The 23,874-nt window shown below is 61.2% G+C and carries 21 protein-coding genes; all 21 read left to right on the plus strand.

Features of this window, described 5'->3' with window-relative positions; all coding sequences use genetic code 11:
• The first annotated feature begins 3 nt into the window (after positions 1 to 3).
• Complete coding sequence (gene flgK / locus HX824_RS13250) at positions 4 to 2,040, plus strand: flagellar hook-associated protein FlgK (RefSeq protein ID WP_102604682.1); 2,037 nt, start codon at positions 4 to 6, stop codon at positions 2,038 to 2,040.
• 14 nt (positions 2,041 to 2,054) lie between these two features.
• A complete protein-coding gene (locus HX824_RS13255; protein WP_003214602.1) occupies positions 2,055 to 3,638 on the plus strand; it encodes a flagellar hook-associated protein 3 in 1,584 nt (527 codons plus the stop codon).
• Between the two features lie 303 nt (positions 3,639 to 3,941).
• Entirely contained in the window at positions 3,942 to 4,871 is a 930-nt protein-coding gene (locus HX824_RS13260) for a ketoacyl-ACP synthase III (protein WP_003214601.1), read from the plus strand.
• Between the two features lie 266 nt (positions 4,872 to 5,137).
• The gene (locus HX824_RS13265; protein WP_177049299.1) at positions 5,138 to 6,598 is read left to right on the plus strand and encodes a flagellin; all 1,461 of its coding nucleotides are present in this window, start codon (positions 5,138 to 5,140) and stop codon (positions 6,596 to 6,598) included.
• A gap of 74 nt (positions 6,599 to 6,672) precedes the next feature.
• Positions 6,673 to 7,032, plus strand: a complete 360-nt coding sequence (locus HX824_RS13270) for a flagellar protein FlaG (RefSeq protein WP_102369676.1) — start codon at positions 6,673 to 6,675, stop codon at positions 7,030 to 7,032.
• Positions 7,033 to 7,112: 80 nt separating this feature from the next.
• On the plus strand, positions 7,113 to 8,492 hold the full coding sequence (gene fliD, locus HX824_RS13275; RefSeq protein WP_177054656.1) for a flagellar filament capping protein FliD: 1,380 nt from the start codon (positions 7,113 to 7,115) through the stop codon (positions 8,490 to 8,492).
• A gap of 129 nt (positions 8,493 to 8,621) precedes the next feature.
• Positions 8,622 to 9,017 carry a flagellar export chaperone FliS gene (fliS, locus tag HX824_RS13280; protein ID WP_003214591.1) on the plus strand — a complete coding sequence of 132 codons (396 nt, stop codon included), beginning with the start codon at positions 8,622 to 8,624 and terminating at the stop codon, positions 9,015 to 9,017.
• Between the two features lie 24 nt (positions 9,018 to 9,041).
• Positions 9,042 to 9,338: a hypothetical protein gene (locus HX824_RS13285; RefSeq protein WP_003214590.1), complete on the plus strand. Its 297-nt coding sequence runs from the start codon at positions 9,042 to 9,044 to the stop codon at positions 9,336 to 9,338.
• A gap of 171 nt (positions 9,339 to 9,509) precedes the next feature.
• A complete protein-coding gene (locus HX824_RS13290) occupies positions 9,510 to 10,985 on the plus strand; it encodes a sigma-54 dependent transcriptional regulator (RefSeq protein WP_003214588.1) in 1,476 nt (491 codons plus the stop codon).
• A gap of 110 nt (positions 10,986 to 11,095) precedes the next feature.
• A complete protein-coding gene (locus HX824_RS13295; protein WP_177054682.1) occupies positions 11,096 to 12,307 on the plus strand; it encodes a PAS domain-containing sensor histidine kinase in 1,212 nt (403 codons plus the stop codon).
• 6 nt (positions 12,308 to 12,313) lie between these two features.
• On the plus strand, positions 12,314 to 13,696 hold the full coding sequence (locus HX824_RS13300) for a sigma-54 dependent transcriptional regulator (protein ID WP_087694335.1): 1,383 nt from the start codon (positions 12,314 to 12,316) through the stop codon (positions 13,694 to 13,696).
• A gap of 129 nt (positions 13,697 to 13,825) precedes the next feature.
• Positions 13,826 to 14,158: a flagellar hook-basal body complex protein FliE gene (gene fliE / locus HX824_RS13305; RefSeq protein WP_003214581.1), complete on the plus strand. Its 333-nt coding sequence runs from the start codon at positions 13,826 to 13,828 to the stop codon at positions 14,156 to 14,158.
• A gap of 14 nt (positions 14,159 to 14,172) precedes the next feature.
• Positions 14,173 to 15,948, plus strand: coding sequence for a flagellar basal-body MS-ring/collar protein FliF (fliF, locus tag HX824_RS13310; RefSeq protein WP_008434839.1), 1,776 nt, complete (start codon positions 14,173 to 14,175; stop codon positions 15,946 to 15,948).
• Positions 15,941 to 16,960: a flagellar motor switch protein FliG gene (fliG, locus tag HX824_RS13315; RefSeq protein WP_003214577.1), complete on the plus strand. Its 1,020-nt coding sequence runs from the start codon at positions 15,941 to 15,943 to the stop codon at positions 16,958 to 16,960. Before fliF ends, fliG begins: the two co-directional genes overlap by 8 nt.
• Positions 16,961 to 16,970: 10 nt before the next feature.
• Positions 16,971 to 17,735 (plus strand): flagellar assembly protein FliH, encoded by a 765-nt coding sequence (fliH, locus tag HX824_RS13320; protein WP_008434837.1) that lies wholly within the window; start codon positions 16,971 to 16,973, stop codon positions 17,733 to 17,735.
• Positions 17,725 to 19,083 carry a flagellar protein export ATPase FliI gene (gene fliI, locus HX824_RS13325; protein WP_087694334.1) on the plus strand — a complete coding sequence of 453 codons (1,359 nt, stop codon included), beginning with the start codon at positions 17,725 to 17,727 and terminating at the stop codon, positions 19,081 to 19,083. The genes fliH and fliI overlap by 11 nt, the downstream gene beginning before the upstream one ends.
• Positions 19,084 to 19,086: 3 nt before the next feature.
• Positions 19,087 to 19,536 (plus strand): flagellar export protein FliJ, encoded by a 450-nt coding sequence (gene fliJ, locus HX824_RS13330; RefSeq protein WP_008434833.1) that lies wholly within the window; start codon positions 19,087 to 19,089, stop codon positions 19,534 to 19,536.
• Positions 19,537 to 19,624: 88 nt separating this feature from the next.
• The gene (locus HX824_RS13335; protein WP_003214569.1) at positions 19,625 to 19,930 is read left to right on the plus strand and encodes an STAS domain-containing protein; all 306 of its coding nucleotides are present in this window, start codon (positions 19,625 to 19,627) and stop codon (positions 19,928 to 19,930) included.
• A complete protein-coding gene (locus tag HX824_RS13340) occupies positions 19,927 to 21,645 on the plus strand; it encodes a fused response regulator/phosphatase (protein ID WP_177049306.1) in 1,719 nt (572 codons plus the stop codon). Before HX824_RS13335 ends, HX824_RS13340 begins: the two co-directional genes overlap by 4 nt.
• Before the next feature lie 30 nt (positions 21,646 to 21,675).
• On the plus strand, positions 21,676 to 22,023 hold the full coding sequence (locus HX824_RS13345) for an Hpt domain-containing protein (protein ID WP_003214564.1): 348 nt from the start codon (positions 21,676 to 21,678) through the stop codon (positions 22,021 to 22,023).
• Between the two features lie 415 nt (positions 22,024 to 22,438).
• Positions 22,439 to 23,809, plus strand: coding sequence for a flagellar hook-length control protein FliK (locus tag HX824_RS13350; RefSeq protein ID WP_177054657.1), 1,371 nt, complete (start codon positions 22,439 to 22,441; stop codon positions 23,807 to 23,809).
• The last annotated feature ends 65 nt before the right edge of the window (positions 23,810 to 23,874 follow it).

The raw sequence follows: 23,874 nt of genomic DNA on the forward strand, positions 1-23,874 counted from the left end.
ATCATGAGTTTGCTCAATATCGGGATGTCGGGGCTCAATGCCGCCCAGGGATCGTTGTCGGTCTTAAGTAACAACATCGCCAACGTCAACACCCCGGGATACTCGCGTCAACAGAGCGCTCAGACCGCGAATGCGTCGAACGCCTACGGCGGCGTATTTATCGGCACCGGTACGACCCTGGCGGACGTGCGTCGGGTGTACAACCAGTTCCTCACCACGGCTTACCAGAACAGCACGGCACTCGACAGCGATGCCAACGCCTACCTGGACCAGGCCAGTGCCATCGACAAGACCTTGTCGGATTCCAACACCGGCATGTCTTCGGTGCTCAGTGCCTTTTTCGCGGCGGCGCAGACGGCTTCTGCCACCCCGGGCGACGTGTCCGCACGCCAATTGCTGCTGACCAGCGCCCAGACCCTGAGCAACCGCTTCAACTCCATTTCCGGCCAGTTGAACCAGCAGAAACAAACGATCAACAGTCAGTTGAGCACCATGACGGACCAGGTCAACAAGCTGACGTCCTCGATCGCCTCGCTCAACAAGCAGATTGCCCAGGCCCAGGGGACTTCCAGCAGTGCGCCGGCCAACCTGCTGGACTCGCGTGACGAAGCGGTGCGCTCGCTCAACGAGCTGATCGGCGTTACGGCCACGGAAAAAAACGGACAGTTCAGTATTACGACCGGTACGGGGCAGTCGCTGGTGGAAGGCGGGATATCCAATAATATCTCTGCGGTACCGAGTAGCACCGACAATAGCCAGTACACCATCCAGCTCTCGATGGGCGACTCGTCCATTGACCTTGGCAATGTGGTCACCGGCGGCAGTATCGGTGGCTTGCTGCGCTATCGCAGTGACGTGCTGATGCCGGCCATCAATGATCTGGGGCGCATCGCGATTGCCACGGCAGACACGATCAACAACCAGTTGGGCCAGGGCCTGGACCTCAACGGCGAATTCGGTTCGTCGCTGTTCACCGATATCAACAGCGCGGCGGCGATTTCCCAGCGCAGCCAAGGGGCCGCCGGCAACAGCGCGGGGTCTGGCAACCTGAATGTCACGATCAAGGACAGCAGCCAGCTGACGACCTACGACTACAAAGTCACGTTTACCAGTGGTAACCAGTACAACGTCGTCCGCTCCGACGGCAAGGCCATGGGTTCGTTCGACACCACCACCACGCCGCCGCCGGTGATTGATGGCTTTACCCTGGCACTGGACGGCAAAGGGCCCATGGCTGCCGGTGACAGCTTCAAGGTCAGCCCCACGGCCAACGGGGCCACGGGCATCGGTGTCGACCTGAAGGACGTTAACAAGCTCGCCTTCGCGGGCCCCTTGGCGGGGAACGCAAGCAAGACCAACACCGGCACCGGTACGTTCACACCGCCTCAGCTGACTGTGCCGCTGGATATTCATGGCGGCGCTGATACCGCCCAGTTGCGCGCCGGCATCGAAAACTCCATGCCGGTAAAAATGCTCTTTGGCAAGCCGGCCGCCGACGGCACCCAGTCGTATACGGTGAGCGACGCGCAAGGCAATCCGATCGGCAGTGGCACCATCATCCCGGGCCAGGGCAACAAGATCAGCATCAACGTACCGATGCGCGATGCCTCCGGTGCGTTGATCCCGGGCAAAAGCTTCAACTTCGACACCACGGTCGGCGGCTCGCCTGCCAATGGTGACAGCACGACTTTCTCGTTCAACGCTTCGGGCACCTCCGACAACCGCAACGCCCAGCAATTGCTGGACTTGCAGACCAAGGCCACCGTAGGCGCCAGCGACGGCAGCCCGGGTGTGAGCCTGGTCAGCGCCAACGCCCGACTCGTGTCGCAGGTGGGCTCAAAAGCCAGCCAGGCCGCTACCGACTCCACCGCGACGGGTGCGCTGTTGGCAGCGAACAAGGCGGCCAGCAACTCGGTGTCCCAGGTCAACCTGGATGAAGAGGCGGGTGACATGATCAAGTTCCAGCAGTACTACACCGCGTCGTCGCAGATCATCAAGGCTGCGCAAGAAACTTTCAGCACACTGATTAATGCCCTTTAAAGGAGTCTGGGACGATGCGTATTTCTACACAGCAGTATTTCGACACCAGCGCCAGCAAGTACCAGACGAACTATTCCGGTGTGGTGAAAGCCCAGGACCAGGCGAGCAGCGGTATCCGGGTGCAGACCGCCTCCGATGACCCCGTCGCCGCCGCGCGCTTGCTGCAATTGCAGCAACAGAAAGACATGCTTGGCCAGTTCAACGGCAACATCAACACCCTGCAGAACTCGCTGACCAACGAAGAATCGGTGTTAAAGAGCATCAACACCGCCTTGCAGCGCGGCAATGAACTGGCGCTGCGTGCGGCCAACCAGTCCCTGAGCGATGACGATCGTAAATCCATCGCCAGCGAAGTGGGCGCGCTTGAGGACCAGGTGCTGGGCTTGCTCAACTCCAAGGATGCCAACGGCAACTACATGTTTTCCGGGTCGAAAACCGACACGCCGCCTTACATCCGCAATAACGACGGCACCTACACGTATCAGGGTGACGAGACGCCGCTGAGCTTGCAGATCTCGGACAATCTGTCGATGGCGGGGGGCGACACCGGTAAGTCGATGATGGAAAGTTCGACCAACACCGGTCGCACCCAGGCTACGTTGTTGCCGCCTGCGGTCAATGACGGCAAGGTCGCGGTATCGGCGGGCACGGTGACCTCCGGTGTCACCTACACCAAGAGTTTTACCGATGGCCAGCCCTACAAGCTGACCTTCAGCAGCAGCACGCAGTATTCCGTGACCGACAAGGACGGTAACGACGTTACCTCCGAGATTCCCGGCAACGGCACTTTCGACGCGACCAAAGAGGGCGCATCCAGCGTCAACCTGCGCGGCGTCAAGTTCGATATCAGCCTGACGCTCGGCGCGGACGTTGCGCCCGGCGCTGACTCCGACGCACTGGTGGCGGGCAAGGCGTTCACCCTGCAATCCAAGCCGGACACCTTTAGTGCTTCGCGTTCGCCAGGCAACGCGTCGACTGCACAAGTGACCGGTGGCCAGGTGACGGATCAGGCGGCCTACGCCAGCACCTTTCCTGATACCGGTGCGGTGATCAAATTCACCAGCGGCACCACGTATGAGGTGTATGCGCAGCCCTACAGTCCGAACAGCAAGACCATCGCGACCGGCACCATGGCTGCCGGTGCCACCTCGATCAACGCGGCCGGCGTGACGTTCGACATCAGTGGTGCGCCAGGGGCGGGCGACCAGTTTGCGGTCAGCGCCGTCAGCAACAAGAACGAAAACGCCCTGGACACGTTGAGCCAATTGCGCAAAGCCCTGGAAACGCCGGCTGACGGCAACCTGGTCGCGCAGAACAACCTCAAGGATGTGGTGGCCAAAACCATCGGCAACCTGAACAACGCCAGTTCACAGATTGACCAGGTGCGCGGCTCCATCGGTGCTCGCCAGAATGCCCTGGATCTTCAAACGGATGAAAACACCAGCCTGGGGACTGCCAATACCAACACCATGAGTTCCTTGGGCAACGTGGACATGGGCCAGGCGGCGATCAACCTGCAGCTTCAGCAAACCATGCTGCAGGCCTCTCAGTTGGCCTTTGTGAAAATCTCTCAGTTGAGCCTGTTCAACAAAATGTGATGTCCGCAGCTGCAAACCGGCGGCTCACCCTGGAAACGGGGTGGGCCGTTGTGGTTTTTGGCGTTTGTATGTCCCCGTGTTTCGCACAAAGCGCAGAAAATTGAGTGACCTGTGAGTCATAAAGCGCATCTTCACTGTATCGTGTGAAAAGGATAGGTCGTCGCCAGGTCTCTGCGAGGGCCTGCCGCCAGGGTAAAAAGGCGGTTTTCGGCGAGTTTTTTGCGGGGTCATCCCCATTATTGTCAGCACCCGGCGACGTGTCTCGCGGGGTGTTCTCCAGCTATTTAGTATTGGGAAGCCACAATGATTGGCATAAAAAGCATCGCCAGTTACGTGCCGGCAGACGGGATTGATAACTACGCCCAGGGTGCCAAATTCGCCAAGGATGAAGAATTCATCATTGGCAAGATCGGTTCGGCGTTCCTGCCGCGCAAGGATGCCGCGCAGGAAACCTCCGATCTGTGCGTCGAGGCGGTCAACGCCTTGTTTGCCAACAACCCCGATTTGAAGCGCGAGTCCATCGATGCGCTGATCGTCGTTACCCAGAATGGCGACGAAGAGGGCTTGCCTCACACCGCCGCCATCGTCCAGGACAAGCTGGGCCTGCCGACGCACGTGGCGGCCTTCGATATTTCCCTGGGCTGCTCGGGCTACGTCTACGGCATCTATGCGATGAAGGGCTTCATGGAGGCTACCGGCCTGAAGAACGGCCTGCTGGTGACCGCCGATCCGTACTCGAAGATCGTCGACCCTGAAGACCGCAACACCACCATGCTGTTCGGCGATGCCGCTACCGCCACCTGGATGGGTGAAGACGCGCCGTGGCAGTTGGGCAAGTCCAAGTTCGGCACTGACGGTTCCGGTGCGCCGCACTTGAAGGTCAGCGATGGCGTGTTCTTCATGAACGGCCGCCAGGTGTTCAACTTCGCCTTGCTCAAGGTGCCGGCGCATTTGCACGAGCTGCTCAACGAATCGGACCTCAAGGCTGACGAGATCGATGCGTTCTGCATCCACCAGGGCAGTGCGGCGATTGTCGACGCCGTGGCCCGGCGTTTCGAAGACGCGCCGGTGGACAAGTTCATCAAGGACATGGTCGAGACCGGCAACACCGTGTCCTCAAGCATTCCGCTGCTGCTGGAAAAGCACATGCTCGACTCCACCTGGAAGCGCGTCGCCATCAGTGGTTTTGGTGTGGGGCTGTCCTGGGGCTCGGCGATTTTGCACCGTCCTTGACGACTTAAAGGCGCTGCACAAAAAAACGCCCATGATCGAAAGATCATGGGCGTTTTTTATTTGGCGCCAGAAAGCCAACAATTGCTGGGGTTTGGGCTATCGTAAATGCTTGAATTAAAAGGGGTGGCACGGCGCCAGTAAAAAAAATCAAAAAAGTCCTCAAGCAACCTGCTTTCACGACGATAACTATTACGAAGGTTCTCTAGGCCACACCCGGCGGTTGCCAGGGCCGGAAGCCGCAGTACACCACCCACGAGGATTTCGTCATGGCATTAACAGTAAACACCAACCTTGCTTCGTTGACCGTTCAGAACAACCTGAACAAGGCTTCCAGCGCCCTGCAAACTTCCATGCAGCGCCTGTCCTCCGGCCTGCGTATCAACAGCGCCAAAGACGATGCGGCCGGCCTGCAAATCGCTGGTCGTCTGACCAGCCAGATCAACGGCCTGGGCGTTGCCATCAAGAACGCCGGTGACGGTAACTCCATCGCGCAAACTGCTGAAGGCGCGATGCAGCAATCCACCAACATCCTGCAGACCATGCGTTCCCTGGCTCTGTCGTCCGCTAACGGCTCCCTCAGCGCTGACGACCGTAAGTCGAACCAGGCTCAGTACGCGGCTCTGACTTCTGAATTGACCCGTATCGCTTCTACCACCACTTTCGGTGGTCGTAACCTGCTGGACGGTTCTTTCGGTACTACCGCTTTCCAAGTGGGCGCCAACGCCAACCAGACCATCAACATGAGCCTGGGCAACGTAGCGGCTAACAACATTGGTTCGCAGCAACTGCTGTCTTCTGCTCAAACGCCAACTGCTAACGGTATTGCAGCCGGTACCATCAGTGTGACCGGTGGCGGCCAGACCTCTGCTTCGCTGACCATCGCACAGGGTGCTTCGGCCAAGGATATCGCTGCCCAACTGAACGGCGCAGTCGGCGGCCTGCAGGCCTCCGCCAGCACTGAACTTAAGTTCACTGTACCTGCCAGCTTCCCGGCTGCTACTCCAAACGGTAAGTTCGATCTGACAGTCGGTAGCGGTCCTAGCGCCACTACTGTTTCGTTCACCGGTATCACCAGCGCTGCTGACCTGGCCGACCAACTGAACTCCAACGCTGCCAAGCTGGGCATCAGCGTTAACTTCGACCAGTCGACCGGCTCTCTGTCGATCAAATCCGACTCGGGTGAGAACTTCACCTTTGATAACGCTGACGCTGGCGGTCAGCTGATGAGCATCGCTACCAAAGGCGGCGACGGCAAGTTCAACGCGACTGCTACCCCACTGGATGCAGGTCCGCTGGTTGCTACCGGCGCTATCTCGTTGAACTCCAGCTCGAGCTACTCGCTGACTGGTACCGGTGGTGGTGTTGCTGGCTTGTTCGGTGCAACTGGCGTCAACGCTGTCAACTCGGCGAAAGTTGTTGTCAGCAACACCGACGTGACCACCGCTGCCAACGCACAGAGCGCTGTCGACGTGCTGACCCAGGCACTGTCCACCATCGACTCCCAGCGTGCTGACCTCGGTGCTGTACAAAACCGTTTCGACAACACCATCGCCAACCTGCAGAGCATCTCGGACAACTCCACTTCTGCCCGTGGCGTGATCCAGGACGTTGACTTCGCTGCTGAAACCGCTCAGCTGACCAAGCAACAGACCCTGCAACAGGCTTCGACTGCGATCCTGTCCCAGGCGAACCAACTGCCATCCGCTGTACTGAAGCTGCTTCAGTAATAACGGCGCTTGGTAACTGACGGAAGGGCGCGTTTACGTGCCCTTTTGTCTTTTGTCTAATGAGGTGATTGGTCATGGACATGAGCGTCAAACTGAACCTGTCTTACCCTGCGGCAGCGCCACAGAATGCACCTGCTCCTGTCAGTGCCGATCCGCAGAAGCCCAAGGTGGACGCCGTTGCTGGCGCGAAAGATGCCCAGCAGCCATCGAGCCACACCGACTTGAAAAAAGCGGTCAACGACATAAACGAATTCATCCAGGCTGCCCAGCGCAAACTGGATTTTTCCATTGATGACTCCACCCACCAGGTTGTGGTCAAGGTCATTGCGACCGAAAGCGGTGAGGTCATTCGCCAGATTCCTTCGGAATTGGCCCTGAAACTCGCCCAGAGCCTTCATGACGCCAGCAGCTTGCTGTTTGACGCCAAGGTCTAAACTGGCATGAACTTTGTTGCGAAAACTGCCTAGAGCGTGATTCGTCAATAAAGCATCAGCCCCGGATTAGGAGAAAGACGATGACAGTCGTAGCAGGTCTAACGGTCAACGGCCCGGGTACGGGCATCGACGTTCAAGGTCTTGTTAAGTCGTTGGTGGGGTCGCAAACCGCACCCAAGCAAGCGCAGATCGACAGCCAGACCAAAACATCCACTGCGCAACTGACTTCGATCGGCAAGATCCAGGCGGCTCTGGACGCGTTCCGGGGCGCGCTGGACAACATGACCAAGACCGTCAACTTCAGCGGCTTGAGTTCGACGCTGTCGAACGACAAGCTCGCGACGGTCACGTTGGGCCCAGGTGCCGCCGCCGGCAACTTTACGCTGGGTGTCACCCAATTGGCCACGGCGTCAAAGGTCTCCACGGCAGTAATTCCTGGCGGGCCGACGGCCGTTGTCAATTCCGGGGTCTCGGCGACGGTGTTTACGGTCTCCCAGTCCGGCAAGAATTACAGCGTCAGTGTGCCACCGGGCGGAACCCTGCAGCAGGTGCGCGATTCGCTCAACTCGCAGTACGGCAACGCGGGCTTGAGTGCCAACATCCTGACTGACTCCAACGGTTCGCGGTTGGTGGTCACATCGTCGACGACCGGTGTCGGTAGCGACATCACCTTCAAGGGTTCCTCGGGCCTGGATACGGGTGCGACGGTTGTGGGCTCGGCGCCGCAGAACGCCATATATAACCTTGATGGCAGCCCTCAAGAGTCCAAGAGTAATACCCTGCCCGACGCAATCAGTGGTGTGAGCATTACCTTGACGGGGGTTTCGGGGACCGATGCCCCTTCGACGATCAAAGTGTCTGCGAACAGCGCAACCCTGAAGTCGGCAGTCAAGGGCTTCACAGATACCTACAGTGCGTTGGTCAAGGCTGTGAATGCCGAGACTCAGGTCACCACCAATGCCGACGGTTCCGTCACGCCAGGCCCGTTGACCGGGGACAGTTCGGTGCGCAGCATGATGGCATCGATCCGCAACGTGATGAACTCGGTGACCGGTAGCGGCTCGTTTTCATCCCTGGCGCAGTTTGGCGTGACCACGGACCAGACAGCGGGCACCCTGAGCGTCAGTGATGTGGCGTTTGACAAGGCGGTCCTCACTAATGGCTCCGACATCAACAGCATCTTCACCGGGCCCAGCGGACTGTTGGCAAGCCTGACGAATGCCACCGCCAACTTTGCGCTGAGCAAGACCGGGGTGTTCGCCGAAAAGTCTTCGACGCTGCAGGATAACCTCAGGGATTTGACCAACCAGCAGACCGCCCTGAACACGCGTTCTGATGCCCTGACGGCCTCCCTGACCCTGAAATACAACGCCATGGACTCCCTGGTCGCGCAGCTCAAGGCTCAGGGCGACAGCGTCATGACCACGCTCAACTCGCTGAACAATCCGAAGTCCACCTGATTGGCGGATGGATAAAGCCCGCCGAAGGCGCTGAGTCAAAGCGCCAGGCGGGCTAAAGTTTTGTGTAACGCCGTCGACATAATAATCAGCGTCCACCCTTTTAGCTGTCGCCTGTCACGAGGTAGAAACATGAATCCCATGAGAGCCCTTCGCCAATACCAGAAGGTCAACACCCACGCCCAGATCTCCGAAGCCAGCCCGCACCGCCTGGTGCAGTTGCTGATGGAAGGCGCACTGGATCGTATGGCGCAGGCCAAGGGTGCGATGGCTCGCGGTGATATCGCGCAGAAGGGGTTGATGCTGGGCAAGGCGGTGGACATCCTCGTCGGGTTGCGTGACGGCCTGAACCCCGAGAAGACCCCGGACCCGATTGCACTGCAGCAGTTGGATAACCTGTATGCCTTCATGACCATGCGTCTGCTGGAAGCCAACCGTCAGAATGACGCTGCGATGATCGATGAGGTCGCAGGTCTGATGATTACGCTCAAGGAAGGCTGGGATGGTATTGCCACAGAGGTACAGTAGGCCGTAAGGCCTGAGGACGATGTCATGAGCCAAGCATTGCAAAAAATCGACGAGACCCGTGAGGCGCTGTCCGAGGCGTTGGCTGAACGCAACTGGGGTGCGATCGGCGAACTGGATTTGGGCTGCCGCGCGTTGATCGATGCTGCGCTCAACGAGGAATCGGCGGATGAGGCAGCCATTCGGGCAAAACTGGAAGACTTGCTTTCGGTCTACCAGCAGTTGCTTGAGGCGACGACAGGGGAGCGACAGGCTATTTTCGAAGAGATGTCGCAGTTCAACCGAGCTAAACATGCGTCAAAGGTTTACCATATGTTCGGCTGAAGGCTCAGTTAATCCGAACACCGCGCGTCATAAATTTGACTGTGCACGATTTTTTGACTTAACTAGTGCTATTTTCAGACGTCAGAAAGCCGTAGCGCAGAAAATGCCTACAGCAATCTAGATTGCCCCAACTCGAGGGCATTAGAGTTTTACTAGGGAAGTTGCTATTGCATGTGGCGTGAAACCAAAATTCTGCTGATCGATGACGATAGCGTTCGGCGCCGCGATCTGGCGGTGATCCTGAATTTTCTTGGCGAAGAAAATCTACCCTGCGGCAGCCACGACTGGCAGCAGGCGGTCAGCTCTTTGTCGTCGAGCCGCGAAGTCATTTGTGTGCTGATCGGGACGGTAAACGCTCCTGGTGCAGTTCTGGGCTTGTTAAAGACACTGTCGACCTGGGATGAGTTCCTTCCGGTGTTGCTGATGGGCGATATTTCTTCCGTGGACCTTCCGGAAGACCAGCGCCGCCGCGTGCTCTCCACCCTTGAAATGCCCCCCAGCTACAGCAAATTGCTCGACTCCCTGCACCGTGCCCAGGTCTACCGCGAGATGTACGACCAGGCCCGCGAGCGCGGCCGTCACCGCGAACCCAACCTGTTCCGCAGCCTCGTCGGCACCAGTCGTGCGATCCAGCACGTGCGCCAGATGATGCAGCAAGTGGCCGACACCGACGCCAGTGTGCTGATCCTTGGCGAGTCGGGCACCGGCAAGGAAGTGGTCGCACGCAACCTGCACTACCATTCCAAGCGTCGTGACGGGCCGTTCGTGCCGGTCAACTGCGGGGCGATCCCGGCAGAACTGCTGGAAAGCGAACTGTTCGGCCACGAGAAGGGTGCCTTTACCGGGGCGATCACCAGCCGTGCCGGGCGTTTTGAACTGGCCAACGGCGGCACCCTGTTCCTCGACGAAATCGGCGACATGCCGCTGCCGATGCAGGTCAAGCTGCTGCGGGTATTGCAGGAGCGCACCTTCGAGCGCGTGGGCAGCAACAAGACCCAGAGCGTCGACGTACGCATCATCGCGGCCACCCACAAGAACCTCGAAAGCATGATCGAGGTCGGCAGCTTCCGCGAAGACCTGTACTACCGCCTCAACGTATTCCCGATCGAAATGGCGCCCCTGCGCGAGCGCGTCGAAGACATCCCGTTGCTGATGAACGAGCTGATCTCGCGCATGGAACACGAAAAGCGTGGTTCGATTCGCTTCAACTCGGCGGCGATAATGTCACTGTGTCGCCACGGCTGGCCGGGCAACGTCCGCGAGTTGGCCAACCTGGTGGAGCGCATGGCGATCATGCACCCGTACGGGGTGATCGGCGTGGTCGAGCTGCCGAAGAAATTCCGCTACGTCGACGACGAAGACGAGCAATTGGTGGACAGCCTGCGCAGCGACCTGGAAGAGCGCGTGGCCATCAACGGCCACACGCCGGACTTCGGCTCCACCGCCATGCTGCCGCCGGAAGGCCTGGACTTGAAGGACTACCTCGGCAGCCTCGAACAAGGCCTGATCCAGCAGGCACTCGACGACGCCAACGGTATCGTCGCCCGTGCCGCCGAGCGCCTGCGCATCCGGCGTACCACCCTGGTGGAGAAGATGCGCAAGTACGGCATGAGTCGCAAGGAAGGTGATGAACAGGCGGATGATTGACGCCTGTTTTTCAACTGACTGAAAACTAAGCCTATTTTTTTAGGCACGGGTATTGCTACAGCACTCGCAACGTTCCGTTTAACTGACGGTCAGCCAAGCGAGAGAGCATGATGCCCCACGCCGCCCAACTATCTTCGGTCCCTGACACTCAGGGGCCGGCCCCCTCCGTAGAGCAGATCAGCCGTCTGGGGCTTGAACAGGCTTTTTCCCTGTTCAACCAGATGTCGAGCCAGTTGACTGACTCCTACAGCCTGCTGGAAGCCCGGGTTTCCGAGCTTAAAGGCGAGTTGGCCGTGGTCAGTGCCCAGCGCATGGCAGAGCTGGCCGAGAAAGAGCGACTGGCCAACCGTCTGCAAAACCTCCTCGACCTGTTGCCCGGTGGCGTGATCGTCATCGACGAGCAGGGCCGTGTGCGCGAAGCCAACCCGGCGGCCTGCAACATGCTTGGCCTGCCGCTGGAGGGCGAGCTGTGGCGCGAGGTCATCACCCGCTGCTTTGCCCCGCGGGAAGACGACGGCCACGAAATTTCCCTCAAGGATGGGCGCCGCCTGTCCATCGCCACGCGTTCCCTGGATGCCGAGCCTGGCCAGTTGGTGTTGCTCAACGACCTGACTGAAACCCGGCACCTGCAAGACCAGTTGGCCCGCCATGAGCGCCTGTCGTCTTTGGGGCGAATGGTCGCTTCCCTGGCCCACCAGATTCGTACGCCATTGTCGGCCGCGCTGATTTACGCCAGTCATTTGACTGATGAGCAATTGCCCGCCGCCACCCACCAGCGTTTTGCCGGTCGCCTCAAGGAGCGCCTGCACGAACTGGAGCATCAGGTGCGCGACATGCTGGTGTTTGCCCGCGGCGAATTGCCGCTGACCGATCGCGTCACCCCGGCCGCCTTGATGCAGTCCCTGCAAGCGGCGGCCGCCACTCATATCCAGGAAGCGTCAGTCCGTTGGCAGTGCGACAGCCATTACGGCGAGTTGCTGTGCAACCGCGACACCCTGGTGGGCGCGCTGCTCAACCTGATCGAAAACGCGACCCAGGCCAGCGGCCCCGGGGCGCGGCTCAAGGTGCACCTGTACAACCGTGGCGAGACCCTGCGCCTGAGCATCAGCGACAGCGGCAGCGGGATTGACCCGGCAGTGCTGCAGCGCCTCGGCGAGCCTTTTTTTACCACCAAGACCAACGGGACCGGCCTGGGCCTGACCGTGGTCAAGGCAGTCGCCCGTGCACATCAGGGAGAATTGCAGCTGCATTCCCGGTTGGGTCGTGGCACGTGCGCGTTGATCACGCTGCCGCTGTTTTCATGCGCCGTCAGCGCGGAGTAAAAGGTCATGGCTATCAAGGTTTTATTGGTTGAAGACGATCGCGCCCTGCGTGAAGCATTGGCTGACACGCTGTTGCTGGCGGGCCATGACTATCGGGCGGTCGGTTCTGCCGAAGAAGCCCTGGACGCGGTGGAGCAGGAGTCCTTTAGCCTGGTGGTCAGCGACGTCAACATGCCGGGTATGGACGGACACCAGTTGCTCGGCCTGTTGCGTGCGCGCCAGCCGCAACTGCCGGTGCTGCTGATGACCGCCCACGGCGCCGTCGAGCGTGCCGTCGACGCCATGCGTCAGGGCGCTGCGGATTACCTGGTGAAACCCTTCGAACCCAAAGCCTTGATCGAACTGGTCGCCCGGCATGCCCTCGGCACCCTGGGCGCTGCAGAGGGTGAGGGCCCGATTGCCTTCGAACCGGCCAGCGCGCAATTGCTGGAACTGGCGGCCCGTGTTGCCCGCAGCGATTCCACCGTGCTGATCTCCGGCGAGTCCGGTACCGGCAAGGAAGTACTGGCGCGCTACATCCACCAGCAATCCCATCGTGCCAGCCAGCCGTTCATTGCGATCAACTGCGCGGCCATTCCCGACAACATGCTCGAAGCCACCTTGTTCGGCCATGAGAAGGGCTCGTTCACCGGCGCCATCGCGGCGCAGGCCGGCAAGTTCGAACAGGCTGACGGCGGCACCATCCTGCTCGACGAAATCTCCGAAATGCCCCTGGGCCTGCAAGCCAAGTTGCTGCGGGTATTGCAGGAGCGCGAAGTGGAGCGGGTGGGCGCACGCAAGCCGATCCAGCTGGACATCCGTGTGGTCGCCACCACCAACCGCGACCTGGCGGGCGAAGTGGCGGCGGGGCGTTTTCGTGAGGACCTGTTCTACCGGCTCTCGGTGTTCCCGTTGGCCTGGCGCCCGTTGCGCGAGCGCCCGGCCGACATCATCCCGCTGGCCGAGCGCCTGCTGGGCAAGCACGTCAATAAAATGAAGCATGCCCAGGCGCGCCTGTCGGCCGAGGCCCAGGCCTGTCTGATCAGTTACCCGTGGCCCGGCAACGTGCGGGAACTGGACAATGCGATCCAGCGTGCGTTGATTTTGCAGCAGGGCGGCCTGATCCAGCCCCAGGATTTCTGCCTGGCCATGGGCGCGGGCGCAGCCCCGCAGCCGAGCCTGGCTGCCGCGCCACAGGTCGAAGCCGTGCCTGCCGAATCCGCCGGCGCCCTGGGCGACGACCTGCGTCGCCGGGAATTCCAGATGATCATCGACACCCTGCGCTCCGAGCGCGGGCGCCGCAAAGAAGCCGCCGAGCGCCTGGGCATCAGCCCGCGCACCCTGCGCTACAAGCTGGCGCAGATGCGTGACGCCGGGATGGACGTGGAAGCCTACCTCTACGCCACCTGAAAATTCTCAAAGCCGACAGGGCCAGTCGCCTTTTCTTACAGAATGCCACGGAGCTGGCACCCTTGTTGCTACCACCCCTGTAATCGCTGTGTAGTGTCAAAAAATTGCGGGTCGTCGGAGAGAAAGTTCATGAGCCAAGGTGTTGAGTTCAATCGGTTGATGTTGGATATGCGGTCCATGCAAATGGATGCCATGGCTCAACCGAAATCCGCCGCGCAAGCCGTACCGGAATTGGGCCAGAGCAGCTTTGCCGACATGCTCGGCCAGGCCATCAACAAAGTCAGCGACACCCAGCAGGCATCCAATCAGTTGGCGACCGCCTTCGAGATCGGCAAGAGCGGCGTGGACCTCACCGACGTGATGGTCGCCTCGCAAAAAGCCAGCGTTTCATTCCAGGCCTTGACCCAGGTGCGCAACAAACTGGTTCAAGCCTATCAAGACATCATGCAGATGCCGGTTTAAGGACGATTTGAGTCATGGCAGAAGCACTCGTGGATAACGCACCCGCCAAGGCAGACGGCAAGCCGCCGCTGTTTGGCCTGTCGTTCCTGGAAAACCTCTCCGAGATGACCATGTTGCGTCAGGTAGGCCTGATGGTCGGCCTGGCTGCCAGCGTGGCGATTGGTTTTGCCGTGGTGCTGTGGTCCCAGCAACCGGATTACCGTCCGTTGTACGGCAGCCTGGCCGGCATGGATTCCAAGCAGATCATGGAAACCCTGGCGGCGGCAGACATCAGCTACACCGTCGAACCGAATTCCGGCGCCCTGTTGGTCAAGGCCGACGATGTGGCCCGTGCGCGGATGAAGCTGGCGGCTGCCGGCGTAACCCCGTCCGACGCGAATATCGGCTTTGAAATCCTCGACAAGGACCAGGGTCTGGGGACCAGCCAGTTCATGGAAGCCACCCGCTACCGTCGCGGCCTGGAAGGCGAACTGGCGCGCACCATCTCTGCCCTGAACAACGTCAAGGGCGCCCGCGTGCACCTGGCGATTCCGAAAAGCTCGGTGTTTGTGCGCGATGAACGCAAGCCCAGCGCCTCGGTCCTGGTCGAACTCTTTGCCGGCCGCTCTCTTGAGCCTGGCCAGGTATTGGCGATCATCAACCTGGTGGCCACCAGCGTTCCTGAATTGAGCAAGTCGCAGATCACCGTAGTCGACCAGAAGGGCAACCTGCTGTCGGACCTTGCGGAGAACTCCTCGCTGACCATGGCCGGCAAGCAGTTCGACTACAGCCGTCGCATGGAAAGCATGCTGACCCAGCGGGTGCACAACATCCTGCAACCGGTGTTGGGCAATGATCGCTACAAGGCTGAAGTGTCGGCCGACGTCGACTTCAGCGCCGTCGAATCGACCTCCGAGCAGTTCAACCCGGACCAGCCGGCCCTGCGCAGCGAGCAATCGACCACCGAACAACGTACCGCCAGCAATGGCCCGCAAGGCGTGCCGGGTGCCCTGAGCAACCAGCCACCCACCCCGGCCACTGCGCCGCAAACCACCGGTGGCGCTGCCGCTACCGCAGGCGCGGTGCAGCCTGGCCAGCCGCTGTTGGACGCCAACGGCCAGCAGATCATGGACCCGGCCACCGGCCAGCCCATGCTCGCGCCGTACCCGGCCGACAAGCGCAACCAGTCCACCAAGAACTTCGAGCTTGATCGTTCCATCAGCCACACCAAGCAGCAACAGGGTCGGATCAATCGCCTGTCGGTGTCGGTGGTGGTGGATGACCAGGTCAAGGTCAATGCCGCAGACGGCGCCATCACCCGCGCCCCATGGAGCGCCGATGAATTGGCGCGCTTCACTCGCCTGGTGCAGGACGCGGTGGGCTTCGATGCCAGCCGTGGCGACAGCGTCAGCGTGATCAACATGCCGTTCTCCGCCGAGCGTGGCGAAGTCATCGCCGAGGCAGCGTTCTATACTCAGCCGTGGTTCTGGGACATCGTCAAGCAAGTGCTGGGGGTGTTGTTCATCCTGTTGCTGGTGTTCGGCGTGCTGCGCCCGGTGCTCAACAACATCACCGGCCACGGCAAGAAGCAACTGGCCCTGGCCGGCGGCGACGTCGAACTGGGTGGCATGGGCGGCCTCGATGGCGAACTGGCCAACGACCGCGTGAGCCTCGGTGGCCCGCAAAGCATTCTGTTGCCGAGCCCGAGCGAGGGTTATGACGCTCAGTTGAACGCAATCAAGAGCCTGGTGGCCGAAGACCCGGGTCGTGTGGCCCAGGTCGTGAAAGAGTGGATTAACGCAGATGAGTGATAGCCGAGCTGCAGTAGCCAAACTCTCCCGGGTCGACAAAGCCGCCGTGCTGTTGCTGTCCCTCGGAGAAACCGACGCCGCCCAAGTGCTGCGCCACATGGGGCCCAAAGAGGTTCAGCGTGTCGGCGTGGCCATGGCGCAAATGCGCAATGTGCACCGCGAGCAAGTCGAGCAGGTGATGAGCGAGTTCGTCGAGATCGTCGGCGACCAGACCAGCCTGGGCGTCGGCTCCGACAGCTACATTCGCAAGATGCTCACCTCGGCCCTGGGCGAAGACAAGGCCAACGGCCTGATCGACCGCATCCTGCTGGGTGGCAACACCAGCGGCCTCGACAGCCTGAAGTGGATGGAACCACGGGCCGTGGCCGATGTGATCCGCTACGAACACCCGCAAATCCAGGCGATCGTGGTGGCGTATCTCGACCCCGACCAGGCCGGTGAAGTGCTCGGCCACTTCGACCATAAGGTGCGCCTGGATATCATCCTGCGTGTCTCGTCGTTGAACACCGTACAGCCGGCGGCGCTGAAAGAACTGAACACGATTCTCGAGAAGCAGTTCTCGGGCAATTCCAACGCTTCGCGCACCACCCTGGGCGGCATCAAGCGTGCGGCCGACATCATGAACTTCCTCGACAGCTCGGTGGAAGGCCAGTTGATGGACTCGATCCGCGAGATCGACGACAGCCTGTCGGTGCAGATCGAAGACCTCATGTTCGTGTTCAACAACCTCTCCGACGTCGACGACCGTGGCATCCAGGCGTTGCTGCGGGAAGTGTCCTCCGACGTACTGGTGCTGGCGCTCAAGGGCTCCGACGAGGGCGTCAAGGAAAAGATCTTCAAGAACATGTCCAAGCGGGCTTCCGAACTGTTGCGCGACGACCTCGAGGCCAAGGGCCCGGTGCGCGTCAGCGACGTGGAAACTGCACAGAAGGAAATCCTCACCATTGCCCGCCGTATGGCCGAAGCCGGAGAAATCGTTCTCGGTGGGAAGGGCGGCGAAGAAATGATTTAAGGCGCCGCGCATGTCGAACAAAGATGAGACGCCCAGCGATCTGATTCGCGCACGGGACGTCGGAGGGTTCGACGTCTGGTCGCTGCCCAGTTTCGACCCGCATCGCCCGGAGCCTGAGCCGGAGCCGGTAGAAGAACCCCCGGCCGAGATGGAAGAAGTGCCGCTGGAGGAAGTCCAGCCACTGACCCTGGAAGAGCTCGAAAGCATTCGCCAGGAAGCCTACAACGAAGGTTTCTCCACCGGCGAGAAGGACGGTTTTCGCAGCACCACCCTCAAGGTCCGCCAGGAAGCCGAGGCCGCGCTGAGCGTCAAGCTGGCCAGCCTGGAAACCCTGATGGGCAGCCTGTTCGAGCCCATCGCCGAGCAGGACTCGCAGATTGAAAAAGCCATGGTCGGGCTGGTGGAGCACATCACCCGCCAGGTGATTCAGCGCGAATTGGCCCTGGACTCCACGCAAATCGAAAGCGTGATGCGCGAAGCCCTCAAGCTGCTGCCCCTGGGCGTCGGCAACGTGCGGCTGTACATCAACCCGCAGGATTTCGAACAGGTCAAAGCCCTGCGCGAGCGCCATGAAGAAACCTGGCGCATCGTCGAAGACGCCGCGCTGCTGCCCGGTGGTTGCCGGGTCGAGACCGAGCACAGCCGCATCGATGCCACGGTGGAGACGCGCATCACGCAGATCATGGCCAAGCTGTTCGATCAGTTGCACGAGCAGGCGCTGCACCCGGCAGAGCCGGACTTGAGCGTCGAGCTGGACACCCCCGATGCGCCTTGATCGCACCAGCTTCGCCAAGCGCCTGGGTGGCTATGCCGAAGTCACCGAGTTGCCCGGCCAGCCGATCCTGGAGGGCCGCCTGCTGCGCATGGTCGGCCTGACCCTGGAAGCCGAAGGCCTGCGCGCCGCCATGGGCAGCCGCTGCATGGTGATCAACGACGACAGCTACCACCCGGTGCAGGTCGAAGCCGAAGTGATGGGGTTCTCCGGCAGCAAAGTATTCCTGATGCCCGTCGGCAGCGTTGCCGGCATTGCCCCCGGCGCTCGCGTGGTGCCGCTGGCCGACACTGGCCGCCTGCCGATGGGCATGAGCATGCTCGGCCGCGTGCTGGATGGCGCCGGGCGCGCCCTCGACGGCAAGGGCGGGATGAAGGCCGAAGACTGGGTGCCGATGGACGGCCCGACCATCAACCCGCTCAAGCGCAACCCCATCAGCGTGCCGCTGGACGTGGGCATTCGCAGCATCAACGGTTTATTGACGGTGGGCCGCGGCCAGCGCCTGGGCCTGTTTGCCGGTACCGGCGTGGGTAAGTCGGTGTTGCTGGGCATGATGACGCGCTTTACCGAGGCCGACATCATCGTGGTCGGGCTGATCGGCGAGCGGGGCCGGGAGGTGAAGGAATTCATCGAGCACAGCCTCGGCGAAGAAGGCCTCAAGCGTTCGGTCGTGGTGGCCTCACCGGCGGATGACGCGCCGCTGATGCGCCTGCGCGCCGCGATGTACTGCACGCGCATCGCCGAATATTTTCGCGACAAGGGCAAGAACGTCCTGCTGCTGATGGACTCCCTGACCCGTTTCGCCCAGGCCCAGCGGGAAATTGCGCTGGCCATCGGCGAGCCGCCGGCCACCAAGGGCTATCCGCCGTCAGTGTTTGCCAAGCTGCCCAAGCTGGTGGAGCGTGCCGGTAACGCCGAAGCCGGTGGTGGTTCGATCACTGCGTTCTACACCGTACTCTCCGAGGGCGATGACCAGCAGGACCCGATTGCCGACTCGGCGCGGGGCGTGCTCGACGGGCACATCGTGCTGTCCCGGCGCCTGGCCGAAGAAGGGCACTACCCGGCCATCGACATCGAAGCCTCCATCAGCCGGGTGATGCCGTCGGTGGTCACCCCGGAGCACATGATGCGCGCGCAGCAGTTCAAGCAACTGTGGTCGCGTTATCAACAGAGCCGCGACCTGATCAGCGTCGGCGCCTACGTGGCCGGCGGCGATCGCGAGACCGACCTGGCGATTGCCCTGCAACCGCAACTGGTGACGTACCTGCGCCAGGGCCTCAACGACAAGATCAGCATGGGTGAAAGCGAAGCACACCTGGGCACCATCTTCGCGCCGGCGCCGGGCGGATAAACCATGGCCAACACTCGCGCCGCGCGCCTTGCCCCGGTAGTGGACATGGCCGAAAAAGCTGAAAAGACCGCCGTCCAGCGCCTGGGGTACTTCCAGGGCCAGGTTCGCCTGGCGGAAAGCAAGCTGGGGGATCTGGAGCGCTTTCGCGGCGAGTATCAGCAGCAGTGGATCGAGCGTGGCAGCAAGGGCGTCTCCGGGCAGTGGCTGATGGGCTACCAGGGCTTTCTCAACCAGTTGGAAACCGCCGTCGGCCAGCAGCGCCAGAGCCTGGCCTGGCACCAGGCCAACGTCGACAAGGCCCGCGACAGCTGGCAACAGGCCTATGCCCGGGTCGAAGGCCTGCGCAAACTGGTGCAGCGCTACATCGACGAAGCCCGTGCACTGGAAGACAAGCGCGAGCAGAAATTGCTGGATGAATTGTCCCAGCGTCTTCCCCGCCAAAACCCCTATTAACCACGCCCTCGCTCCTACATGGATTTGCCCACTTCCCTATCACCTGCTACACCTTGTTGCACATTGCCAATGACAAGGAAGCAGTCGTATGTCAGTCGAATCAGAAGTGTCCCTGGACGGGACGAAGTTGACGATCACCGTCAGGGGGCGATTCGATTTCGGTAGCCACCAGGCCTTTCGTGATGCCTACGAGCGGTTCTACAAGGTGCCCGAGATCTACGTGGTGGACTTGAAGGAAACTACCTACATGGACAGCTCGGCCCTGGGCATGCTCCTGCTGTTGCGTGACCATGCCGGAGGCGACAATGCCGAAGTGCAGGTGGTCAACGCCAACTCCGATGTGCGCAAGATCCTGGCCATTTCCAACTTCGACAAACTGTTCGACCTCACTTGAGCGTCCTGGCCCCGGTCCTCGAGGCGCTGACGGTGTTGATCGCCGAAGACAGCGCCGCCGACCTGTTGTTGCTGTCGACCATCGTGCGCCGCCAGGGCCACCAGGTGCTGACCGCCAGCAACGGCCAGGAAGCGGTCGATGTGTTTACCCGTGAACGGCCGCAGTTGGTGTTGATGGACGCCCTGATGCCGGTGATGGACGGCTTCGAGGCGGCCCGGCAGATCAAGCAGCGGGCGGGGGAGGCGCTGGTGCCGATCATCTTCCTCACCTCCCTGCGCGAGAGCGAAGCCCTGGCCCAGTGCCTGGATGCCGGGGGTGACGACTTCCTGGCCAAACCCTATAACCAGGTGATCCTGGCGGCAAAGATCAATGCCATGGATCGCCTGCGTCGCTTGCAGGCCACGGTGTTGCAGCAACGCGACCTGATCGCCCGGCACCACGACTACCTGCTGCAGGAGCAGCGAGTGGCCAAGGCGGTGTTCGACAAGGTGGCCCACTCGGGCTGCATCAACGCCGCGCCGAATATTCGTTATGTGCAGTCGCCCTACGCGCTGTTCAACGGCGATTTGCTGCTGGCCGCGTACACGCCGTCGGGCGATATGCATGTGCTGCTGGGGGACTTTACCGGCCACGGTTTACCGGCGGCGGTCGGCGCGATGCCCCTGGCGGAAGTGTTCTACGGCATGACTGCCAAGGGCTACGGATTGGCGCAAACCCTGCGGGAGATGAACGCCAAGCTCAAGCGTATCCTGCCGGTGGACATGTTCTGTTGTGCCACCTTGCTGTGCCTCAGCGCCCAGCGACGGGTGGTGGAAGTGTGGAATGGCGGCATGCCCGACGGCTACGTGCATGACGTCACCACCGGCAAGCGTACGCCGCTGGTGTCGCGGCATTTGCCATTGGGCGTGCTGGCGGCCGATGCGTTTGATGACCGCACTGAAGTCTGGCCGATGGCGCTGGGTGACCGAGTGTTTTTGCTGTCGGATGGTGTGCTGGATACCGCCGATGCCCATGAACAGTTGTTTGGCGCCGAGCGGTTGCAGCAGGTGTTTGCGGCCAATCGCGAGCCGGACCGGTTGTTCGAGGAGATCGAACAGGCCTTGGCGGGTTTTCGCGGTGAGGTGCGCGATGACATCAGCATGGTGGAGATCAGCCTGCAGGCGGATGAGCCGTTGCGTTCGTCGTCGGTGGTGTATTCCGACAGTGGGCAGTCGTCGCCGCTGGATTGGTCGGTAAGTTTTGAGTTTCGTGCCGAGACGCTCAAGTCCTACAACCCTTTGCCGTATTTGTTGCAGTTGCTGTTGGAGATTCATGGGCTGCGGGAGCAGAGCGGGGCGTTGTACAGCGTGATGGCGGAGTTGTATTCCAATGCGCTTGAACATGGTGTGCTGGGGCTGGATTCGCGGCTCAAGCGGGATGCACAGGGGTTTGCTGCGTATTACCGCGAGCGTAATGAGCGGCTGGCGCGGTTGGATAGCGGGTATGTGCGGGTGCACCTGGATGTGGTGCCGACCGGGGAGGGGGGGTGTCTGACGCTGCGGATCGAGGACAGTGGGGCCGGGTTTGATGTGGATAAGGTGCTGGCCAGGCCGCTGGATGTTGACCGTCTGTCTGGTAGGGGATTGAGCCTGGTGCGCCAGTTGAGCAGCGATGTAGGCTGGTCTGACGGCGGGCGGTGTGTGTGCGTGGAGTTTTCATGGAAGGCTCTGGCATAATCCGCCGATTCTTGATCAAGGAGCGAACAAGTGGCAGAGATTCATCTGGACCCCGATGTGCTGACTGGCTTGCAGGAGGTCATGGAGGGCGAGTATCCGAAGCTGCTCGACACTTTTCTCGATGACTCGCAAAAGCGGGTAGAGGCGTTGCGCCGGGCTCGGGATGATGCCAAGGCGCTTGGGCGGATTGCGCATAGCTTCAAGGGGAGTAGCGGTAATCTTGGGGCGGTGCGGTTGGCTGAGCTTTGTCAGTTGCTCGAGGATAAGTCCGCCAAGCCTGTGGTTGCGGATTTGGCGCAGTTGGTGGATGAGATTGACCATGAATTCGCGCTGGTGCGGCCGTTGTATGAGCATGAGCGGGGGCGGTTTCAGCTCTGACGCTTTTGGTGTGTATATCCGTTTCTTCGGTAACGGCGGCTTATGGTTTCGCTCTTGCAGCGAGTCACTTTGCAAAAGCGGCACAGTAACCAAAGCGCTCTGCCCCATCAAAAACCAGAGCGAAAACAGATCTGCTTTTCTGTGGGAGCGGGCTTGCTCGCGAAAAACCTGAGAGCGCCGCGTTCATCCAGAATGCCCGCGTCATCGTTAACGACCTTCGCGAGCAAGCCCGCTCCCACATTTGGACCGTGCCCGCTTTTGATTTGGCTGTTGCTTTTGCTCTTCAACACTCAAGACCCCATACAAGCCCTCACCCAAATAACGGATATACACCCTTAAACCAAAACCTGGCCCAACTCTTGCTCTACCTCCTGTTACCGCACCCTCGACCCCTGTGCGGCGGAGACTCTTGACTATGGCAATCACCCCGAATTCGCTCCTTCAGGCAGCCCTTGCGGCCAAGCCTCAAGCGCCCGCTGCCAATCCACCGGCAGTGGCTGCGAACCCGCGGGACAAGGCCCCGGGCTTCGCTCAGGTGTTCGCCAACCAGGCCCCTGCGCCTGCGGCAAAACCTGTCGACACCCCCATCAAATCCACCCGCGACAAGCCTGCGGACAACAGCCCCAAGCCCGCCGCCAACAACGACAAGCCTGCCGCCGGTACCCCATCGGTTGCCGATAACGGCAAGACTTTGCCTGCCAACCCCCCGGCCAAGGCGGACACCCCGGACACCACCGCCAAGTCAGACGACGATGCCCCGGCAGACGATCCGTCCCTGGCCCAGCAACCTCCGGTCGACCCCGCCGTAGACCCGGCGCTGATAGCCGCGGTAGTCCCTGTCCCCGTCCCCGCTACGCCGGCGCCCGTCGAGACTCCGACGCCGACCACCGCGAAGGATGACAAAAACCAGCCAGTCGTGGCGCCACCGATGGCCGCGACCGACGACGCCAAGCCCGCCTTCGATCCCGAGGCCGATCCGCTGGATGCAATGCCCGCCGTGCGCCTGGCCATGGAACAGGGCGGACACGTGTCCGCCAGCAGCCAGGCCCCGGCAAAAACCGCCCCGGCCCCGACCCAGGATCAGCCGACTGCCGCGCAAAACTTCGTCACAGGCCTGGCCAATATGGTCGACCAGCAAGCGTCCAAGGACAGCACCGACCAGGGCGGCGACAAAGCCTTTGCCGGTCTGATCGACGGCGGCCTCAAGGATTTGAAGGACGCCAGCAGCGACACCCGTGTCGATGACTTCGCCAACCGCCTCGCCGCGCTGACCCAGGCTGCCACGCCGAAAACTGCGAATGCCCTGCCGCCGGTGGCCAACGCGCCATTGGCCATGCACCAGAGTGGCTGGACCGATGAGGTGGTGAACCGGGTCATGTACCTGTCCAGCGCCAACCTCAAGTCGGCAGAGATCCAGTTGCAGCCCGCTGAACTGGGTCGCCTGGACATCAGCGTGAAGATGTCCGCCGACCAGCAGGCGCAAGTCACTTTCATGAGCGGCCATGCAGTGGTGCGTGAAGCCCTGGAAAGCCAGTCGGGCCGCCTGCGGGAGATGTTTGCCCAGCAGGGCATGGGCCAGGTCGACGTCAACGTGTCGGACCAGTCCCGTGGCTGGCAGGGGCAGCAGGGCCAGGACCAGCAACAGCAGAACCAGGCTCGCGGCGTCAGCGGCAGTGGCGGGCGGGGTGATGGGGTTGATGGCGGCGGTATCGGTGAGGTGGCTGAAGTGGCCGCGCCGGTGGTGCAGTCGGTGATTGGCTCCAGTGCCGTGGACTACTACGCCTGATCCGAGGCCTGGCGATGATCAAAATGTGGGAGCGGGCTTGCTCGCGAATACGGAGTGTCAGTCAC

This window comes from Pseudomonas sp. D4002, assembly GCF_013385665.1.
In the GTDB taxonomy this organism is placed as follows: Bacteria; Pseudomonadota; Gammaproteobacteria; order Pseudomonadales; family Pseudomonadaceae; genus Aquipseudomonas.

What these genes read in the sequence shown, in the direction of transcription:
- HX824_RS13270 (WP_102369676.1), top strand. Translation starts at nt 6,673, where the DNA reads ATGGACATGAGCGTCAAACTGAACCTGTCTTACCCTGCGGCAGCGCCA.
- fliD (WP_177054656.1), top strand. Translation starts at nt 7,113, where the DNA reads ATGACAGTCGTAGCAGGTCTAACGGTCAACGGCCCGGGTACGGGCATC.
- fliG (WP_003214577.1), top strand. Translation starts at nt 15,941, where the DNA reads ATGAGTGATAGCCGAGCTGCAGTAGCCAAACTCTCCCGGGTCGACAAA.
- fliS (WP_003214591.1), top strand. Translation starts at nt 8,622, where the DNA reads ATGAATCCCATGAGAGCCCTTCGCCAATACCAGAAGGTCAACACCCAC.
- HX824_RS13265 (WP_177049299.1), top strand. Translation starts at nt 5,138, where the DNA reads ATGGCATTAACAGTAAACACCAACCTTGCTTCGTTGACCGTTCAGAAC.
- HX824_RS13260 (WP_003214601.1), top strand. Translation starts at nt 3,942, where the DNA reads ATGATTGGCATAAAAAGCATCGCCAGTTACGTGCCGGCAGACGGGATT.
- fliF (WP_008434839.1), top strand. Translation starts at nt 14,173, where the DNA reads ATGGCAGAAGCACTCGTGGATAACGCACCCGCCAAGGCAGACGGCAAG.
- fliI (WP_087694334.1), top strand. Translation starts at nt 17,725, where the DNA reads ATGCGCCTTGATCGCACCAGCTTCGCCAAGCGCCTGGGTGGCTATGCC.
- HX824_RS13290 (WP_003214588.1), top strand. Translation starts at nt 9,510, where the DNA reads ATGTGGCGTGAAACCAAAATTCTGCTGATCGATGACGATAGCGTTCGG.
- flgK (WP_102604682.1), top strand. Translation starts at nt 4, where the DNA reads ATGAGTTTGCTCAATATCGGGATGTCGGGGCTCAATGCCGCCCAGGGA.
- HX824_RS13335 (WP_003214569.1), top strand. Translation starts at nt 19,625, where the DNA reads ATGTCAGTCGAATCAGAAGTGTCCCTGGACGGGACGAAGTTGACGATC.
- fliE (WP_003214581.1), top strand. Translation starts at nt 13,826, where the DNA reads ATGAGCCAAGGTGTTGAGTTCAATCGGTTGATGTTGGATATGCGGTCC.
- HX824_RS13350 (WP_177054657.1), top strand. Translation starts at nt 22,439, where the DNA reads ATGGCAATCACCCCGAATTCGCTCCTTCAGGCAGCCCTTGCGGCCAAG.
- HX824_RS13295 (WP_177054682.1), top strand. Translation starts at nt 11,096, where the DNA reads ATGCCCCACGCCGCCCAACTATCTTCGGTCCCTGACACTCAGGGGCCG.
- HX824_RS13255 (WP_003214602.1), top strand. Translation starts at nt 2,055, where the DNA reads ATGCGTATTTCTACACAGCAGTATTTCGACACCAGCGCCAGCAAGTAC.
- HX824_RS13300 (WP_087694335.1), top strand. Translation starts at nt 12,314, where the DNA reads ATGGCTATCAAGGTTTTATTGGTTGAAGACGATCGCGCCCTGCGTGAA.
- fliJ (WP_008434833.1), top strand. Translation starts at nt 19,087, where the DNA reads ATGGCCAACACTCGCGCCGCGCGCCTTGCCCCGGTAGTGGACATGGCC.
- HX824_RS13285 (WP_003214590.1), top strand. Translation starts at nt 9,042, where the DNA reads ATGAGCCAAGCATTGCAAAAAATCGACGAGACCCGTGAGGCGCTGTCC.
- fliH (WP_008434837.1), top strand. Translation starts at nt 16,971, where the DNA reads ATGTCGAACAAAGATGAGACGCCCAGCGATCTGATTCGCGCACGGGAC.